The organism is Rhodopirellula sp. MGV (assembly GCF_002251265.1).
GTDB lineage: Bacteria > Planctomycetota > Planctomycetia > Pirellulales > Pirellulaceae > Stieleria > Stieleria baltica_A.
Genome location: NZ_NPDI01000075.1, coordinates 159273 through 177629, shown reverse-complemented (window position 1 = coordinate 177629; position 18357 = coordinate 159273). Strand labels below are relative to the sequence as shown.

Annotated in this window: 12 protein-coding genes; 7 read left to right on the top strand and 5 right to left on the bottom strand. The window is 56.3% G+C overall.

Translation table 11 applies throughout. From position 1 onward, the window contains the following. Positions 1 to 85: 85 nt before the first annotated feature. Positions 86 to 1255, bottom strand: coding sequence for a serine hydrolase domain-containing protein (locus CGZ80_RS26585; protein WP_094418711.1), 1170 nt, complete (start codon positions 1253 to 1255; stop codon positions 86 to 88). Positions 1256 to 1657: 402 nt separating this feature from the next. Here CGZ80_RS26585 and CGZ80_RS26580 point away from each other — a divergent pair, with 402 nt between their 5' ends. Further along, a complete protein-coding gene (locus CGZ80_RS26580) occupies positions 1658 to 2035 on the top strand; it encodes a hypothetical protein (protein WP_094418710.1) in 378 nt (125 codons plus the stop codon). A gap of 204 nt (positions 2036 to 2239) precedes the next feature. Then, complete coding sequence (locus CGZ80_RS26575) at positions 2240 to 2944, top strand: PH domain-containing protein (RefSeq protein WP_094418709.1); 705 nt, start codon at positions 2240 to 2242, stop codon at positions 2942 to 2944. Between the two features lie 126 nt (positions 2945 to 3070). On the opposite strand, the gene CGZ80_RS26570 is transcribed toward CGZ80_RS26575, so the two are convergent. Beyond that, a complete protein-coding gene (locus CGZ80_RS26570; RefSeq protein ID WP_143544178.1) occupies positions 3071 to 4063 on the bottom strand; it encodes an alpha/beta hydrolase family protein in 993 nt (330 codons plus the stop codon). Between the two features lie 536 nt (positions 4064 to 4599). Between CGZ80_RS26570 and CGZ80_RS26565 the strand changes: the two genes are divergently transcribed. Both CGZ80_RS26565 and CGZ80_RS26560 read left to right on the top strand, forming a co-directional pair. After that, on the top strand, positions 4600 to 5904 hold the full coding sequence (locus tag CGZ80_RS26565; protein ID WP_198953796.1) for an efflux RND transporter periplasmic adaptor subunit: 1305 nt from the start codon (positions 4600 to 4602) through the stop codon (positions 5902 to 5904). Next, positions 5901 to 9128, top strand: coding sequence for an efflux RND transporter permease subunit (locus CGZ80_RS26560; protein ID WP_094418707.1), 3228 nt, complete (start codon positions 5901 to 5903; stop codon positions 9126 to 9128). The genes CGZ80_RS26565 and CGZ80_RS26560 overlap by 4 nt, the downstream gene beginning before the upstream one ends. Positions 9129 to 10020: 892 nt before the next feature. Here the strand turns inward: CGZ80_RS26560 and CGZ80_RS26555 are convergent. From CGZ80_RS26555 to CGZ80_RS26545, 3 genes are all read right to left on the bottom strand, one after another. After that, on the bottom strand, positions 10021 to 11280 hold the full coding sequence (locus CGZ80_RS26555; protein WP_094418706.1) for a PQQ-binding-like beta-propeller repeat protein: 1260 nt from the start codon (positions 11278 to 11280) through the stop codon (positions 10021 to 10023). 56 nt (positions 11281 to 11336) lie between these two features. Beyond that, the gene (gene serS / locus CGZ80_RS26550) at positions 11337 to 12608 is read right to left on the bottom strand and encodes a serine--tRNA ligase (protein WP_094418705.1); all 1272 of its coding nucleotides are present in this window, start codon (positions 12606 to 12608) and stop codon (positions 11337 to 11339) included. 98 nt (positions 12609 to 12706) lie between these two features. Next, positions 12707 to 14095: a dipeptidase gene (locus CGZ80_RS26545; RefSeq protein WP_094418704.1), complete on the bottom strand. Its 1389-nt coding sequence runs from the start codon at positions 14093 to 14095 to the stop codon at positions 12707 to 12709. 212 nt (positions 14096 to 14307) lie between these two features. On the opposite strand from CGZ80_RS26545, the gene CGZ80_RS26540 reads away from it, so the two are divergent. The 3 genes from CGZ80_RS26540 to CGZ80_RS26530 all read left to right on the top strand — a co-directional run bounded on the left by CGZ80_RS26540 (position 14308) and on the right by CGZ80_RS26530 (position 18180). Beyond that, entirely contained in the window at positions 14308 to 14646 is a 339-nt protein-coding gene (locus CGZ80_RS26540) for an ATP-dependent Clp protease adaptor ClpS (RefSeq protein WP_094418703.1), read from the top strand. Positions 14647 to 14661: 15 nt separating this feature from the next. Then, entirely contained in the window at positions 14662 to 15966 is a 1305-nt protein-coding gene (gene mtaB, locus CGZ80_RS26535) for a tRNA (N(6)-L-threonylcarbamoyladenosine(37)-C(2))-methylthiotransferase MtaB (RefSeq protein WP_094418702.1), read from the top strand. Between the two features lie 99 nt (positions 15967 to 16065). Then, on the top strand, positions 16066 to 18180 hold the full coding sequence (locus CGZ80_RS26530; protein WP_094418701.1) for a DUF5722 domain-containing protein: 2115 nt from the start codon (positions 16066 to 16068) through the stop codon (positions 18178 to 18180). Positions 18181 to 18357 lie beyond the last annotated feature (177 nt).

The following is an 18357-nucleotide window of genomic DNA, read 5'->3' as shown; positions in this document are numbered from 1 at the left end:
GCATCTCAGTAGGTCGTGAGGGAACTTGGTCACTAAGGTGATGTGAAATGGATGAGCATGTTGATTGCTGCTGCAACCTGCTGGGTCACTTGGCAAACACGTTGATGGCGGCATTTCGAAATGCGTCCTGGCTTTTTCCGCCTTCACCGGGAAATCCGGCATGCTGGACCAGCCAGATAAAGATCAGGCCGTTCGATTTGTCGAAGTACGAGTTGGTGGAGTACGCGCCGCCGTGACCGAAGCGATTGCCACCTGTTGAGAAGCCGAATCCATATTCGCTTGGCAAGTCTTGTGCGGTTTGTTTGCGAGTCAGCTCGGCAACCGCTTTTTCGGAGAGCACACGACGTCCGTTGAGTACGCCGCCGTTAGCTAACATTTGGTAGAACTTTGCCAAATCGTTCGCGGTCGAAAACAGGCCGCCAGCTGGCATCGGATAACGGTCTTTTGTATCCGTCAGTGGGTACTGCAATTGACCGATCGTCGTTGCCTCCAGGCCGCGTTCACCTTTGCCAGGCTTATACGAGGTCGCAATTCGTGCCGCTTGCGATTCGCTTGGCCAAAAGGTGGTTTCATTCATCTCAAGAGGCTGCAGCAATCGCTCTTGCAAAAATGTTTCGAACGGTTTGCCGGTGACGACTTCGATGATTCGAGCTGCCGTGTTGATTCCGGCGTTGCTGTATTGGTATTTCGAATCGGGCTGAAACTGCAGCGGCGTGATCGCATAGCTGCAAACACGGTCGGCAAGCGGCAATCGATCCAGCGTGGGAACTTCGATCGCGGATTGGAACGGCAATCCGCTGGTGTGCGACAAGACGTTGTGAACGGTGATGGGGTGTACCGGTTTCTGCAACAAGCGATGCTGGTCATCTTGTTCGACCAGCACCATTTGGCCTTTGAATTCTGGCAGGTACTTTTCTACCGGATCGTTGACATCAACCTTCCCTTCATCGACCAACATCATCAACGCGGACGCCGTCATCGGCTTGGATTGCGAAGCGATCCAAAACATCGAATCGGGCGTCATCGCTTGCTGGTCTTCGATGTTGGCAAAACCGACCGCTGATCGATAAAGCACGTTGTCAGTGTCAGCAATCAACATGACAGCTCCGGCCAATTCGTCGCGATCAACATAAGGCTGGACTGCGTGATCGATCGAGTCGGGGCTGGGCGAATCTGCCAACGACGTGGACGATAGGGCAAGCGTCAAGGCAGCTGTGAATACAAGGGCGGGGATCGAGCGATCGGATCGTGTCATCTGGGGACGCAGTGGTTCGCGTAGCTTGAATGGATGAGGAATCGGGCGGGAATGCCATTCTAAGTGACCAGAGCGCGAAAATCATTCAGACTCGCTCGGTGCTAGCACGCGATTTGGTTCTTTTTCGATCAAACATCACTGCATTGAGTGTGATTCCGCGGTTGCCGAGAACTCGCGACGAAGGCAGCCGACACAACGAATCGCAATGGAGAAATCACGTGAATAGGCGGTGTTGCGGGGAGAAACCGCTGACGATTCACTTCTGCTTCACGTCTTCTTTGTTCAATCGGCACGGGGTTTGCCAAGTATTGGTGTTATCAGAGACATCGCTCGGCGGCATCGAATTGCCTCGGGGCGAGGTCTCGGACAACCTTACACCTTCCCCACTAAAAGGAATCAGTCATGCGATCTTCTCTAGGACTTTTCAGTTTGTTGTTGGCAGCCGCTTCTTTCGTTGGTTGCAATGACAGTCCAACCGACTACCAAGCAGACGCCGTTCGTGACAACAGCCAAGCTGCTGCCGAAGGCGTGCGTGATTCGTCACAGCAGATGGCTGAAAACACACGCGAAGCTGCCGAGCAGCGTGCCGACAACCTCGAAGAACAGTACAGCTCTGCGAAGCCACCCGTTGAAGACAATGCGGAAGATCGCGCTGAAGCGATTCGCGACCGAGCCGAAAACAAGGCTGACATGCTCGAAGAACAAGGTGAGCAAAAAGCTGACATGATCGAAGAGCAAGGCGAACAGAAGGCTGACAACCTTGAAGAAATCGACGACTAAGTCGGGCGGCAAGCTGCCGTTATTTTATCACTGCGTCAATCGGTTGCCGAGCAACACAGCGTCCCGTGAGAGGGTCGCGGGCTCGGCAATCCACGCGGTGAGTTCTGGTTTCCAGAGGGTTTCACGATTGGAACGAGATCGTTCCCAACGTGGTGTCCTCTGCTCTTTTTGTATCCCTGGTTGATTCACCCGTAGAAACAAATCATGCAAGCCGACACTGTCACAGATCCCAATACGACGACTTCGACGATGCTTTATCGATGTCCAATGTGTAAGACGTCGGTAGAGATCGACGAACACTTCGTTGGGGAAACCATCGACTGCCCATCGTGCAAGCGTCCATTTGAAGTGACACCTCCGCAGGCATGGCCCGTTTCGCCGGACGAGTATCAGTTGGAGCGACGCAGCGACACGCCTGTTGTGTCACCGGCAGACGTTGCCAACACCGAAGCGGTCGAGCAGGTCATTCATCCTGTTGTTTTCCGACGTCACTTGGTCGGGACAACCGTTTGTGCGCTCGGCGTTCTCGTCGCCATCGCGGGCGTTGTGGCAGGCTTGACCGGGCAGCTTTTGCTTGGGTTAGATCCAATGGTGATGTTGGTGGTCAGCAGTGTGCTGCTGGTCGTTTGCGGCATGTTTCTGTTGAAGTGGTACGTTGAAAGCCGCTTCCAATCGTTGACATTGACCAACGAGCGGTTGGTTTACCAGCAAGGCATCTTCAGTCGAAGCACCAGTGAAGTACGCCATGATGACGTGCGAAATGTGAAGCTCGACCAAAACATCTTCGAGAGAATCTTTGCCTTCGGTGACATTGCGATCTCCAGTGCCGGTCAAGACGACATGGAAATCATCGTCAACGACATCCCAAGGCCACAAGAGGTCGTGAACTACATTCGCAAACGACAGTAGCGTTTCAGTAGCGGATCTTGTCAAAGATCCGAAGCGTCCACTACATCCGCAACCAACAGTAGCGTTTCGGTAGTCGATCTTGTCGAAGATCCGGAATGTTCACCACCCATTCTCACGCTGCCAGAACTACTCCGCACGATTGAACTGCCAGAGATCCTTCTCGTCTAGGATCTCTTTTACCTCTGGGCCTTCCAGCCATGCTTTCGCATCCGCATCGCCCTTTAGGTTCGCATCCCAAAATGCGGTTGAAAGAGCAAGGATCGAGCGATGGTGATTTGGGTTGCGATCGGATGCTTTTCCTCGGCCATCACCGAACGCGGAGTGCTCTGCATCATGCAACACCAGTTCGTATTTATCGATCGTCTTTGGAAGTGCGGGGTAAACCTGCCGCCGGTCTTCCGGTGTGGTGTCATTGACCGGTGAGGTGTCTTTGGTGCCGGTCATCATCATCCAAGGAATTGAAACCTTCGCAAACGCTGCCTTCGGATCACCACGTCGCGGGCGATTGGGGCTAAACATCAAAGCTGCGTCGATCCGCCGGTCGGTGAAACGTTGACCGAAGCCGGGTGCGCTCTGTCCGCTGACGCCTTGGGTGGTCGCGGCTCCGAATGAGTGACCACTCATCCCGACCTTGTCGAGGTCGAGTCGATTTTTGAAACGAGAGTCGGTTTGATTTAGCTGAGCCAGTTGGTCAAGCACAAATGGAACGTCGGCGAATCGGTCGAGCGCCGGACGCACCGTCGCCGCATTTTTTAGAGCGGCCATTCGATTTCGAAGCGGCTCGTCTTTCCAAATCGCTTCGTCGCTACCGGCATGCTGCATCGCGACGACAACGTAACCACGGGCCGACCAATGCTTGGCGGCATAGCCACACGCGCGTCGTGATCCCCCCAGGCCATGACTGAGCAAAATGACGGGTTGCGGGTTGGTTTCCTTCGGTAGGTAGACTCGCAGTGGGATTTCACGTTTGCGACTGGAGTCCGTCACTTCGAAATCGATTGGCTCGGATGTCTCGCTAATCAGAAGCGGATCGTATGTCGCCGCAGTGGCTGCATCGCAGGCCGTCAGAGAAACGATTCCTAGAAAGAGGCAGTGCAAGCTCAAAGTCGAACGAAACATTTCGAGGTCTCCAGTGAATCGGTTGGGGCGATCAAGCAGCACATTGATTCGTTGGAAACCGGTCAATGTTGGCACCCCGCGAACCTTTGCGACGCGTAGTGGCTCATCAGGTGCTGAGTCTACTCAGAATCCTGTTGGTGCTCGCTCGCAATTCTGTTGCCATGGTCAAGTCAATCGCATGGAGGTGTGTTTGACCATCCTTGTGACTGCTACGTGTTAGCGGAGTCGATTGTCGCCTAGTTGTCGATCGGCGTCGCTGTGGTTTCTTTTACGAAAGCTAGTGTCTCACGCCCGTCAAAACGCATCTGCGAATTCGGTTTCGCGTCGTGCAATTCTTTTGTCACAACTTGTAAGCGCGGTGAGACAGTTTGGTAACCCCAGTGTTACCGCTTCTGTTATGAGTGAAATTAAAGATGAAATTTGGATTAGCTCTGATCCTTGCCAGTGCGACTGTGGTTGCTGGGTGCGGCAGTGAGGCCACTCCCACCGGCCCGACTCCCGGTGCCACCCCCGTTGTGGCTTCGAAACCGATTGTGATGCCTATCGTCGAGTGGGACGAATACACGGGACGCTTTGATGCGATCAACTCGGTCGAGATCCGCTCACGTGTTGGCGGATATTTGCAATCAACACATTTTGAAGAAGGCCAGATGGTGAGCTCCGGCGACCTACTGGCGATCATCGATCCGCGACCCTTTCGTGCCGAAGTCAACGCCGCCAGAGCGCGTTTAGAAGAGGCCAATGCGGGATTGAAGGAAGCACAATCGGTTTTACGGCAAACCGAAGCCGAAAAAGCTGACGCGGAAGCGCAGTTGTCGCTCGCGACCTCGCGTTTGGAACGCGCCCAGGCTCTCGCGAGACAACGGGCGATCTCGGACGAAGAAGTCGACGTCCGACGCAGCGAAACACAGCAGGCGACCGCATCGTTCGAGGCCGCCAACGCGAAGATCGAATCTTCGAAAGCAGCGATCGCAACGTCAGAGGCGGCCATCGAAACGGCAAAAGCCAACTTGCAGCTCGCCGAGCTGAACCTGCAATACACCGAAGTCCGGGCGCCGATCACAGGTTTGATCAGTCGTCGCAACGTCACCGAAGGCAACTTGATTAGCGGTGGCAGCGAAACGTCAACGCTGCTGACCACGATCGTTTCTGTTTCGCCGATCCACATTTACTTCGACGCCAACGAACAAGAGTTCTTGAAGTACGTGCGATTGGCGAAAGCGGGCAAACGGGAAAGTTCGCGAAACGTCAAAAACCCGGTCTTTGTTTCGTTGATCGACGAACAAGGTTATCCACACCAAGGCCACATGGACTTCGTCGACAACCAGATCGATCCCAACACCGGGACGATGCGTGGTCGGGCGATTCTGCCGAACGACGATGGGCTTTTGACGCCAGGCTTGTTTGCAAAGGTTCGCTTGCCAGGCAGTGGTCGCTATGACGCGGTGATGGTCCCCGATGCCGCAATCATCAGCGACCAATCTGAAAAATACGTTTACGTTGTTGACGGGGAAAGCACCTTGCATCGTCAAACGGTCGAGCTGGGGCCGATTTCACACGGGCTACGGATTGTCAGGGCCGGTTTGGATGGATCGGAAACCGTTGTAACCAGCGGTCTGCAAAAGATTTTTGAAGGCGCGAAAGTCGCCGCCAAAATCGAATCGATCGAGGCCAAACAAAGCTCGCTGCCGGACAATTACAAACCCGTTCCCGAAGACCAGTGGTTAACGCGTGGACCGGCGCCAGCACCGTACGGCGTTCACTCGAATAACTCGATGTATGCCGAGCCGATTGCGATGGAAGAGCGTTTCCCATTGGCCGGTAAGGAGCGTGTGCAGTGAAATTTCCACACTTCTTTATTGACCGCCCCATCTTCGCGACCGTCCTCTCGACATTGATCGTGTTGATCGGCGGGATCGCATATTACCAGCTTCCTGTCGGTCAATACCCGGAGGTCGCATTGCCCACCGTGACGGTACGGGCAAGTTATCCCGGTGCGACCGCCGAAACGATCTCCAAGACGGTGGCGACGCCGCTGGAACAAGAGATCAACGGCGTCGACGACATGCTTTACATGGAGTCACAAGCGACGGCTGACGGAACGCTGCTGATCACCGTCACCTTCGGCTTGGGCACTGACATCGATGAAGCACAGGTCTTGGTCCAAAACCGCGTCTCGATCGCCGAGCCAAGGTTGCCGCAGGAAGTCCGCCAAATCGGTGTCACGGTACGAAAAAGTTCGCCGGACTTGATGTTGGTGATTCACCTGTTTTCGCCCGATGACTCACGTGACCAACTCTACATCGGTAACTACGCCTACCTGCAAATTCGCGACTCACTCGCACGACTCGATGGTGTCGGTGACATCAACGTTTTTGGTGCGACCGAGTACAGCATGCGGGTGTGGCTGGACGTCGACCGGTTGGCGGCGCTGGACATGACCGCCGGTGACGCCGTCGAAGCGATGCGCAGCCAGAACATTCAAGTCGCTGCGGGTGTGGTCGGGCAACAGCCGATCGATCCGGTCGGTGCTTTCCAAGTCAACGTCAACACTCAAGGACGACTGCAGACGGCCGAGGAATTCGGCAATATCATTCTGAAGTCTGGTGAAAGCGGACGTTTGGTACGGCTTAGCGATGTCGCACGGGTAGAACTCGGGGCGGTCGACTATTCGGTACGCAGTTACCTGAAAGAGAAAAACGCGGTGGCGTTGGCGATGTTCCAACGTCCCGGTTCGAATGCGATCGAAACTGCTGAAGGGATTCTCAGCACGATGGAAACGCTCAGCAAAAGTTTCCCGCCGGGACTCGAATATCAAGTCATCTACAACCCGACGGCTTTCGTCGAGCAATCGATTGACGAAGTGTTCACAACGCTTTGGCAAGCCGGCCTGTTGGTTGTGCTGACCGTGTTTCTCTTTTTGCAAAACTGGCGTTCGACGATCATTCCTGTCATCGCAATTCCGATTTCATTGATCGGGACATTCGCCTTGATGCACGCGATCGGGTTCAGTTTGAACAATCTGTCGCTGTTTGGGTTGGTGCTTGCGATCGGTGTTGTGGTCGATGACGCGATCGTGGTGGTGGAGAATGTCGAACGTTTGATCGCCGAAGGAATGACGCCGCGCGAAGCGACGCGTAAAGCGATGGACGAAGTCGGTTCGGCGCTGATCGCGACGACCTTGGTATTGATCGCGGTCTTTGTGCCGACCGGTTTTTTGCCCGGAATCAGCGGCCAATTTTATCGACAATTTGCGATCACGATCGCCGTGTCGACAGCGATCTCGACCTTCGTGTCGCTCACGCTGACGCCCGCGATGTGTGCGTTGCTGTTGCGTCCCCACTCGGCACCCAAGAATAAAATCGGTCGCATGATCGATGGCGTCTTCGGTTGGCCGTTTCGGATCTTCAATCGTGTCTTTGATGTCGCTAGCAGTGCCTACGGCGGGACTGTGTCACGGCTCATCCGCGTCAGCTTCGTGATGCTGTTGATTTATGGCGGTTTGCTCGGCCTGACCTATGTCGGGTTCAATCAGGTGCCGGGCGGTTTTATCCCGGCCCAAGATCAAGGCTACGTCATCATCGCGATCCAAAACCCTCCGGGGGCGAACTTGGATCGCACCGACGAAGTGACACGCCGAGTAACGCAACTGGCTTTGGAAGTTGACGGGGTTGCCGATGCGGTCTCGTTTGTCGGTTTCTCCGGCGCGACGCGGGCGAACGCTTCCAACGCGGCGGCGATTTTCCCTGTCTTGGAAGACGCCAAAGAACGTGCCAAACGTGGCCGAACGATGGACGTGGTATTGAACGACTTGCGTCAGAAACTCGGCTCGATCAACGAAGCCCTTGTGTTCGCGATCCAGCCTCCTCCGGTCCGCGGGATCGGAACCGGTGGCGGATTTAAAATGCAGGTACAGGACAAGTCGGGAGCGGGATTGGCGGCGCTTCAAGAAGCGACCAACAAGCTCGTTGCCGCGGCGCAGAAAGAGCCTGGCTTGGTGCAAGTCTTTACCAACTACAGCTCCGGAACCCCGCAGTTGTACGCCGACATTGACCGCACAAAGGTTCGCATGATGGACGTGCCGCTTGCCAATGTGTTCCAAGCGATGCAGATCTATTTGGGATCGGCCTACATCAACGACTTTAACTTCCTGGGACGGACGTATCGCGTGACGGCCCAGGCGGATAACCAGTTCCGCGACGAAGAAGGTGATGTGGTCAAACTGCGTACACGCAGCAACAACGGATCGATCGTTCCGTTGGGATCGTTGGTGACGATGCGCAGCACGACGGCACCAGACCGGGTCGTGCGCTACAACCTGTTCGGTGCCGCAGACATCAACGGCGACACCGCACCGGGTTTTAGTAGCGGGCAAGCGATCGCGCGGATGGAGCAGCTCGCGGAGGAAAACTTGCCGCCTGGGTTTGGTTACGAATGGACTGATATCGCGTACCAACAAAAGGCAGCCGGGAACACCGCGTTTTACATCTTCCCGGTGTGCGTGTTGTTTGTGTTCCTGGCACTCGCGGCGCAGTACGAAAGCTGGTTGTTGCCGTTGGCGGTGATTCTGATCGTTCCGATGTGTTTGTTGTGTGCGATCTATGGAGTCTACTTCCGTGGGATGGACAACAACATCTTGACGCAGATCGGGTTTGTCGTTCTGGTCGGTTTGGCGTGCAAGAACGCGATTCTGATTGTGGAGTTCGCGAAAGCGGAAGAAGACAAAGGGCTCGATCGATTCTCCGCCGCGGTGGAAGCATGTCGTTTGCGATTGCGACCAATTTTGATGACCGCGTTCTCGTTCATCTTGGGTGTGATTCCCTTGGTGATCGCAACGGGAGCGGGTGCAGAGATGCGTCAGGCGTTGGGAACGGCCGTGTTCAGCGGGATGTTGGGCGTGACGTTGTTCGGGTTGTTCTTCACACCTGTGTTCTACGTCGTGCTGCGTCGTTTCGCCAAAGACACGCACCCCGAAGTTGCTTTGGCAACACCATCGCCAGTTGCAGCGATTCCAGAGAAGGTTGAAACGAAGGAACCGGAAAAGGATCAGTCAGAAGAAAGTTGATCCTAGGACAGCGAGTCGCGAGCTGCGAAAGCAGTTCGCGATTTCGATCCATTCGTTGAGCCGATACGCGAAAGCGTCGGTTTTCGAGCGGCGGCAATGTCGATTGGTTTATCCCGCGGTTTGCGACGCCGGCCCCTCCGGGGCGAAAGAAAATTTCTTTGTCGGGTTTCTCGGGGTTTGCACCCCGAGCTACTGACGCGGACTCCTCCGGAGTCGGTGTGGGCGGCTCGGAACCGTCGCAAGAGCGATACGGCTTCTGGAGGCGGTCTAAATAAGACTGCATCACCTTCTACGTTTGATATGGAGATTGCGTGGGGGTGTCGTTATCGCAATCGCCCCGGAGGGGCCGTCTTTGATAGCTCGGGGTGGAAGCCCCGAGTTCTTGTTGTCACACAGAAAATTCGCCCCGGAGGGCCGACGTTGGTTCGTTAACGTCGGCCCCTCCGGGGCGATGGAATGTGTTTGTGTCTTGTTTCTCGGGGTTTGCACCCCGAGCTACCGACGCAGACTTCTCCGGTGTCGGTGTGGTCGGCTCGGAACCGTCGCAGGTGCGTTGCGCCCTATGGAGGCGGTCTGAATGAGGCTGAATCACCTTCCACGTTTGACATGGGATTGCGTGGGGTTGTCGCTTTCGCAATCGCCCCGGAGGGGCCGTCTTTGATAGCTCGGGGTGGAAGCCCCGAGTTCTGTTGTCCCACAAAGAACTCGCCCCGGAGGGGCCGTCGTCGGTTCGTTGACGTCGGCCTCTCCGGGGCGATGGAATGTTTCTGTGTCTTGTTTCGCGGGGTCGCACCGCGAGCGAGTGATCAGGGATTGCAAATTGCAAAATGAACATTGCAAATTGGCAATTGGATCTCCGCAGACACGTTGACTTTGGAGGAGTCCGCGTCAATCACTCACCGATGCAATACAAATATTCTTGCTTCTTGCCCGCTTCATCTTTGGCGACGCGGAGATAGAGCTTGCCGTCGCTGATGACAGGCGTTGAAAAGGTGGTGCCGCTTAACTTGTTCGTCGCGACCTTTTCGAAATCCTCGGGCGTGGCTTTGAAGATAAACGTTTCGCTGTCTTCGTTCGTCGCGTAAATCAAATCGCCAACCAACACGGGTGAGGCGGTGAATTCGCCGCCGAGGCGACTCTTCCACATCGTTTCGCCGTCGGCAGCATTGACGCAGGTTGCGACTCCGGCATCCAGCGACATGTAGAGGTAACCGTCCTTCTCCAGCATCGACGGGACGTAGTCACGCGTGTTGACTTCCCATTCGACTTTGCCGGAACCGTCGGCGTTGACCGCGGCGACATGGTTCTTTGGGTATCCGCCGCTCGTGAAGATGTGCTTGCCGTCGGTCACGGTCGATGTCACGCACTCGGTCGTCGAGCCATCGATCTCCCAGTTCGTTTTGCCGGTCATCGGGTCCAAGCTGGTGACGAGATCACAGCCGGTCATGAAGAGCTGGTCTTTTCCGGCAACGTTCAAAATGATTGGCGATGCGTAGTTTGGTTGTTGAGGACGTTCACGACGCCAGACCACTTCGCCAGTCTCGCGATCCATCGCGACGATGCTGCCACCGGATTTGTTATCAGCCGATGCGATCACCAGGTTTTCGTAGATCGCTGGCGATGAACCGAAGCCTTGGTGAATCTGGTAATCGCAGACTTTGGTTTGCCAAGCCATCTCGCCGTCCAATGTCACGGCGCTCGTGTAAACGGCCTTGTCGCAATAGAAGTTGACGAAGATCCGTTTGCCGTCGGTCGCAGGCGTTGATGATGCCCAAGACGCTTTTTGGTTTGGTTCGCGGCTGTCAACACGAAAGAACTCGCCTTCGTGCACGACCGTTTCCCAAACCTGTTTGCCGGTTTCGCGATCCAAGCAGAGCAGCAGTTCTTTGCGTTGCTGTTTGTCGGCCGTGATCAGGTAAACCCGATCACCCAACAAGATCGGCGCGCCGTGGCCGCGTCCGGGGAGCGGCGTTTTCCAAACGACGTTCTCCGTTTCACTCCAATGAAGCGGCGGCGTTTTGGTGTCGAAGGCGACGCCTTGACGGGTTTGGCCTCGCCACCAGGGCCAGTCCGTTTCTGAAAACGTTGGCGTGTCAGCCGCCGCGAGTGATGTGAGACCGAAAAGGCAAATCAAAAGCGAGGTGACACGCATCGTTGAAAATCGGGTGTGGGGTGAAGGTGGGAGAGTCGCGATTATAACCGCTGCGGCTACTCGATGACTTCGCAGCCCATCCAAGGTTGCAGCACTTTGGGGACGGCGATGGAGCCATCGGCGCGTTGGTGGTTTTCCAGTACGGCGATCATCGCGCGGCCCGTTGCGATTGCGGTGCCGTTCAAGGTATGAACGAAGTTCGTGCCTTTTTCGCCAGCCGTTTTGTAACGCACGTTCAAGCGGCGTGACTGGTAATCGGTGCAGTTGCTGGTGCTGGTGACTTCGCCCCATTCACCCGCTTCGCCGCGGCCGGGCATCCAGGCTTCGAGGTCGTACTTGCGATACGCGGGGCCGCCGAGGTCACCGCTGGCGGTGTCGATCACACGGTATGGGACTTCCAGCGCGTCGAAGATCTCGCATTCCAGTCCACGCATCTCTTCGTGGATCGCGTCGCTCTGTTCAGGCAACGTGAACGCGAACATTTCGACTTTGGTGAATTGGTGCACGCGATAAAGGCCTTTGGACGCGCGGCCAGCCGCACCGGCTTCGGTACGGAAGCAGTGGCTGAGTCCGCACAGCTTGAGCGGCAGTTCCGTATCCATGACGGTTTGGCCGCTCATCATGCCGCCGAGTGTGATCTCGGCCGTCGCGACCAAGTTCAGCTCGGTGTTCTCGATGCTGTAGATCTGTGTTTCGGGACCACGTGGGTTGAACCCGGTGCCTTGCAAGACATCGGTCAACGCGAGGTCGGGAGTGGACACAGGCGTGAAGCCTTTGTCCGACAGGAACGACACGGCGAACTGTTGCAGCGCGAGGTCCAAACGGACGGCAGCGTTGCGCAAGAAGTAGAAGCCTGCGCCGGCAACGCGAGCACCGCCTTCGAAGTCGAACAGGTCGTGCTTCTCGCCCAGTTCCAGGTGATCGAGGGCTTTGAAATCGAACTGCGGTTTGGCGGTTTTACCGAACGACAATTCGTTGGCGTCGTCTTCGCCGCCTTCGGGCACGTCGGGGTGCGTCAGGTTGGGGATCTGTTTTTGGATTTCATTGATCGCGGCATCCAGTTCGTCGCACTTCGATTGTGCCGTATCCTTTTGTTGACGCAGTTCGCGGCCGCGTTCGATGATCGCTGGCCGCTCGTCGTTGCTGGCGCTCTTGATGGACTTGCTGACTTCGTTGGCCTGACGGTTCAGTTCCTGGGCGAGTTGCAGTTGCTCCATCCGCTGCGACTCGAGGGACACGATCTGGTCGATGTCGCAGGGCACGCCACGCTTTTGGCAGTTGTCACGAACCAAATCGGGGTTTTGAAGGATGAACTTGCGATCGAGCATTGCTAGTCAGGTGTCGGGAAGGAATTCGGTTGTCAGCGATTGATGGTGCGGCCCGCGACGAAGGGGAACGCGCGCGGCCAAGTCTTGCGATCAGGCGGTTATTGTGCCCGTTTTGCGATCTCGTGCCAGAGCCTAGCGGAGGCTTCGATCCCGCGATGGAAATCGGTGACACGGAACTTTTCGTTGGGACTGTGTGCGTTGTCATCGGACAATCCCCAGCCCAGCAATAGGCAATCACAGTCGAGGACTTCTTGAAAACGTGTCACGATCGGGATCGAGCCGCCTTCTCGGATCAGCACCGGACGGGCGCCAAAGGCCGCTTCGATGGCGACGTTGGCGGCTTCGACGAACGGTGTGTCGAAGTTAGCTAGCATGCCAGGAGCGACGTGATCCTCGACCAGCGTCCAGGTCACACCGGGAGGCGTATTTGCTGTGAAGTGATCGTGAAGTTGTTGAGTCAGTTCCTTGGGGTCTTGGTTGGGGACCAATCGGAAGCTGAGTTTCGCGCCGGCGAGAGCGGGGATGATCGTTTTGACACCTTCGCCTTGGTGTCCACTGGTCAATCCATTGATATCAAATGTCGGTCGAGCCCAGCGGCGTTCGTCGGTGGTGTAGCCTTTTTCGCCGAACAGTTCTTTGACTCCGATTCCGGCGGCGAATTTTTCGTCGGTCTGGGGAAGCTGTTTCCATTGCTCGCGTTCGGTTTCGGCCAGTGGCTGGACGCGATCGTAGTAGCCGGGGATTTGGATGACGCCATCGGCATCAACGACAGAGGACAGCATTTTGCACAAGGCGATTGCTGGGTTCATGACCGCGCCGCCGAACGAACCGCTGTGCAAGTCTTGGCTGGGGCCTTTGACACTTAGTTCGTAGGTCGCGATGCCGCGAAGTCCGTAGGTAATTGCAGGTTGTCCGTCGGCGTACTGGCCGCTGTCACTAATCACGACGCAATCGCAAGCCAGCTCGTCAGCGAGTTCGGGAAGCAGACGTTCCAGGTTGGCGCTGCCGACTTCTTCTTCGCCTTCGATCAGAAATTTGATTTGGAGCGGCAGGGATTTTCCGCTGGCCAGCCACTCGCAAACGCTTTGCACGTGTGTGAGAGCTTGGCCTTTGTCGTCGGTGGCACCGCGAGCGTAGAGGTTGCCGTCGCGGATGGTCGGTTCGAAGGGGCCGGTGATCCAGTCGGCCAGCGGTTCGGCAGGTTGGACGTCATAGTGCCCGTAGACCAGCACAACGGGTGCACCTTCGACCGCGGGGGTTTGGGCGAAGACAAACGGGTGGCCCTCGGTTTCGATCATCCGTGCTTCGATCCCGGCGGCTTGGAATTTTTCCAAGACCCAGTGACCTGCCCGATGGACTTCGCCAACTTTCGAACTATCACTGCTGACGCTTGGGATTCGCAACCATTCGACCAAGTCGTCTAAGTGTCGTTGCGAATTGGATTGGATGGCGGACAGTAATTCGGCAAAGGAATCGTCGGAGGGCATTGGACCTGCACGGTTGGAGGTTAGCGTTGACGAGGTGAAATTTGAGGGCGGCCAGCGATGCTACTTCGTCCAAAAAACGGGGATTTGGATCGAAAAAAGGGTCTGCCGTCACTCACCCGGGGCGCTACAATAGGGCCGGCTTGATGTAAATAACAGAGGGCCAAAGATTAGAGGGCCAGTGATGGAGCTCAGCAGGGAGCATTCAGGCGACTATGGCAGAAAATGATGTGATGGTGGCCGAACCCACCACGGAAAAGTCAAAGCAGACCAAACCGAAACGCCAGCCGATGTACAACGTCATCCTGTGGGATGACTCGGATCATAGTTACCAGTATGTGGTAATGATGATGCGAAAAGTGTTTCGGCACCCCGTCGAAAAAGGGTTCGAGATCGCGACCCAAGTGGACTTTAAAGGGAAAGCGATTTGTTTGACGACGACGATGGAACATGCCGAACTAAAACGAGACCAGATACACGCCTTTGGCAAAGACGACCTGATTCCGCGTTGTAAGGGCAGTATGTCCGCAACCATCGAGCCGGTCGAAGGATAGCAGCAACAGAATTTCATGACCGCGAAACTGCGTGTGACCACGCTCGGTTGTAAAGTCAACCAGTACGAAACTGAACTCGTTCGACAGGGACTCCAAAAGGTCGGCTTCACCGATTGTGACGAGGGCGATCAAGCTGACGTGTGCATCGTCAACACCTGCACGGTCACCAACCAAGGCGATGCCAAAAGCCGCCAAGTCATCCGTCGCATGTCTCGCGACAACCCCAACGCACGCATCGTCGTGATGGGATGCTACGCAACGCGGGCGCCCGAAGAAGTCGCGGCGCTGCCAGGCGTGGTCGACGTCGTGACCGACAAGCGTGAACTGCCAGATTTGATGACTCGGTTCGGCGTTGTCGATGTCCCCACCGGACTCGATGGCTTTTCGGGCCGTCACCGCGCCTATGTTAAAGTCCAAGACGGTTGCTTGCTGCGTTGCAGTTACTGCATCATCCCGCACGTCCGTCCCGATCTGACGTCGCGTCCGCTGGATCACATCACCGACGAAGTCCGCCGGCTGACCGAAGCCGGGCACCGCGAAGTCGTGCTGACCGGGATCCACTTGGGACACTACGGCGTCGATTGGAATCGCAACAAACCACGCGAAGAATGGACGCGATTGTCAGACCTCGTCCGCAGCCTTTGCGAACTGCCCGGCGAGTTCCGAATTCGTCTGTCCAGTATCGAAGCCACCGAAGTCACACGCAGCTTGATCGCGGTGATGAACGAGTATCCCGAACGCGTCGTTCCGCACTTGCACTTGTGTCTGCAAGCAGGAAGCGATTCGGTACTGCGTCGAATGCGCCGTCGCTGGGGCACCAAGATGTTTCTCGATCGTTGTCGGCTGCTGCGTGAATCGCTGCTCAAACCGGCGATCACGACCGACATTATCGCCGGATTCCCTGGTGAAACCGAGGAGGAGTTCGAGCAGACGGTGCAGACTTGTCGCGACGCGGGTTTCTCCAAAATCCACGCGTTCCCGTTCAGTGCTCGCCGTGGCACGCCCGCAGCTGAGATGCCGGATCAGATCCCAGGCGATGTAAAGAACGATCGCGTTCATCGATTGGGTGAAGTCGAATCGGAGTTGCGTCGCGAGTACTACGACAGCTTGGTCGGCGAAGAGGTACAACTGCTGGTCGAATCGACCCGGTCACTCGCATCCTTCGGCACCGATGGAAATCAGACGGTCGTCCGCGGCACAACCTGCCGCTACGCTGCCGCCGAATATGTCACCGATCGCAAGGATGTCGAAGCAGGCCAGTTGATTCGTGCAACCGTTCGCAGTGCCGAAGATGACCGAGTGTTGGTTGCGCCGCTGTAATTGAGTTTGCTGTAATCGAGTTCGCTGGCTCGACAACGGCGATCGCTGATGGACTATCATTCGGGCCAATTGATTTGGTCCGAACTGTTGTAATTCATCATGCTGCGTAAACCACCTGTGTCCTCGATTCTGCAAGCGTTCTGTTGGACGCTTCTTCTTTCACTCTTTGTCAATGCTTCGGTAAAGGCGGACGATCAAGCGATTGCGATCGACTGGTCGTCGCTTGCCAGTCGCCATCATCAGGTGGACGTGCAAAACGCCAATGGCGAAATCACGTTCGTCTCGCAAGGCAACGATCCTTTCGTTTGGTTCCGATTGCCGCCGCTCGAACACCGTGACATGGATTGGGTTTTCGAGTGGGAGTACTTTTGCCCTGATGGCATCACGACTCCGGAATGGCGGATGGGAGACAACGCCAGCCTGTCGCCGGTTTGGGAGTTGCCAAGTGTTCCCAAGGCGGAAGGCTGGACGACGTACTCGGTCAACCTTTCAGGGCTGCTGCGTGATCGGTTTCCGTATGGCCAGTCGGTTTCAGTGCGGATGGATCTTGGTACCAAAGCGAAGTCGCGGTTGAGTCTTCGCCGCACGATCATTCGGCCAATCTCTGCGCAGGAGTTGGAAGCTCAGCAGCACGAACGGCAGCGTCGCTTGGACAAGCAAACGCTGGCCGAAACGATCCGCGAACATCATCAGCAGGAATGGCCTGTTGTGATTTCGCAGGTCAAGCGTGAAGGAGCGTCGGTGGTGGTTCGCGGTGTCTGTCCGCGTCAGAGAGCGAACACTGATCACTGGTTGGTGTTGCGATCGCCAGAGGATGTCGCCGCGACGCCGGTCGCGTTGGAATCACGTCCGGCATGGCCAATCGAAGCTGATGCTTTGAATGATCAATTCCAAGTCACCCTCGATGGAGAGGCTGCCAGCGCGTTGCGTCCGGGAAGCCGTTTTCAAGTCTGTCGTCGCGAGTCGGAATCGCCTTCGTTGCTGCCTTGTTCGGCAGAGGTTTACCCGACGGTTGAAAGTGAAGTTTCGATCGATCCGCCGCCAGCGCTTCATGCGGCCAAAGGGCTGACGTGTATTGATTCACGGTTTGATCCAGACATGCTGCGGGACCTCGGGCTGCAACACGCATCGGTCAATCTGTTGCTCGATGGCTTGGTCAGCCAGACTGAAAAGCCCGGTTGGGTGTCGCGCGAACTCAAAGGCGCCCGCTGGTGGGTGAATGAGCCGCAGTTGGTCGGATACGATCGCAACATTCAAATCGCCCGTGACGCGGGCTGTGTCGTGGCGGGAATCTTGTTAATTCAGACGCACGGCAATGTCGCCGATCCGGCCAACCCATGGCTGGGGCATCCCGAGTCCAGTACGGCCGGGGCGTACGCGATGCCGAACCTGACCACCGCAGACGCCGTGGCAAGGTACGCCGCCGTATTGGAGGTGCTTGGCGAACGTTATTGCGGAACCGATTCACGACGTCGCATCGATCATTGGATCGTTCACAACGAAGTCGACTATGGTTGGCAGTGGACGAACATGGGCGAACAACCGTTCGAAGTGTTCATGGATCACTACGTCCGCTCGATGCGACTAGTGGATGGGGCGATGCGGCGGCACAACCCGCATGCGACAGTGTTGATCTCGTTGACGCACCGTTGGAACGCGACCGACTGTATTCCTTGGAAAACGTATGCCCCACGCGAGATGATGCGCTGGGTCATTCGAGATTCAGAGCAGCACGGCGATTACGGTTGGGGCGTCGCCTATCATCCGTATCCGCAGAGTCTTTGGGAGGCAGACTTTTGGGACGACACGCGGTTGAATCAAACTGACGAGACCGAGCTGATCACGATGAAGAATCTGCACGTGCTCGATCGGCTGATGCATCAACCAGAAACACGAGCTGCCGACGGCAGCGTGCGGCCGGTGATCTGTAGCGAACAAGGGTACCACGCTGCCGAGGATCAGCCGGCACAGCTGCAAACTCAATCGGTCGCACTGTTGAAAACTTGGCAGATCCTGCGGGAGTGTCCTTCGGTGATCGCGTTCGACTATCACCGGCCTGTCGACCACCCACACGAAGGCGGATTGCGTCTGGGACTTCGCGGCTTGCCGCAACCGGGGAATCGGATCGGAAATCCAAAACCGGCTTGGGAAGTGTTTCACGCGATCAATACCGAGCGGGAAGCGCATTTCGTCAACGACCTGCTCAAACAGTAGCTGCGAAGCCGCCTTTCGTTCTGCCTGAATCGGCGTGATTCACGGGCGTTTGGGCTCCTAAATCGGCGGAAACGTTGTTGAGTCAGCCGCCAAATCGGCGAACGACGAAGCGATTTGGCACTCTGGGGTATTTTTCTTGAAACATCGCTGCCGGTGATCCGCTTGGCATCTTGGTTC

Bases quoted from the DNA above. Each gene is read 5' to 3' on its own strand.
- CGZ80_RS26585 (WP_094418711.1), bottom strand. From the start codon at position 1,255: ATGACACGATCCGATCGCTCGATCCCCGCCCTTGTATTCACAGCTGCC.
- CGZ80_RS26580 (WP_094418710.1), top strand. From the start codon at position 1,658: ATGCGATCTTCTCTAGGACTTTTCAGTTTGTTGTTGGCAGCCGCTTCT.
- CGZ80_RS26575 (WP_094418709.1), top strand. From the start codon at position 2,240: ATGCAAGCCGACACTGTCACAGATCCCAATACGACGACTTCGACGATG.
- CGZ80_RS26570 (WP_143544178.1), bottom strand. From the start codon at position 4,063: ATGTTTCGTTCGACTTTGAGCTTGCACTGCCTCTTTCTAGGAATCGTT.
- CGZ80_RS26565 (WP_198953796.1), top strand. From the start codon at position 4,600: ATGCCTATCGTCGAGTGGGACGAATACACGGGACGCTTTGATGCGATC.
- CGZ80_RS26555 (WP_094418706.1), bottom strand. From the start codon at position 11,280: ATGCGTGTCACCTCGCTTTTGATTTGCCTTTTCGGTCTCACATCACTC.
- serS (WP_094418705.1), bottom strand. From the start codon at position 12,608: ATGCTCGATCGCAAGTTCATCCTTCAAAACCCCGATTTGGTTCGTGAC.
- CGZ80_RS26545 (WP_094418704.1), bottom strand. From the start codon at position 14,095: ATGCCCTCCGACGATTCCTTTGCCGAATTACTGTCCGCCATCCAATCC.
- CGZ80_RS26540 (WP_094418703.1), top strand. From the start codon at position 14,308: ATGGCAGAAAATGATGTGATGGTGGCCGAACCCACCACGGAAAAGTCA.
- mtaB (WP_094418702.1), top strand. From the start codon at position 14,662: ATGACCGCGAAACTGCGTGTGACCACGCTCGGTTGTAAAGTCAACCAG.
- CGZ80_RS26530 (WP_094418701.1), top strand. From the start codon at position 16,066: ATGCTGCGTAAACCACCTGTGTCCTCGATTCTGCAAGCGTTCTGTTGG.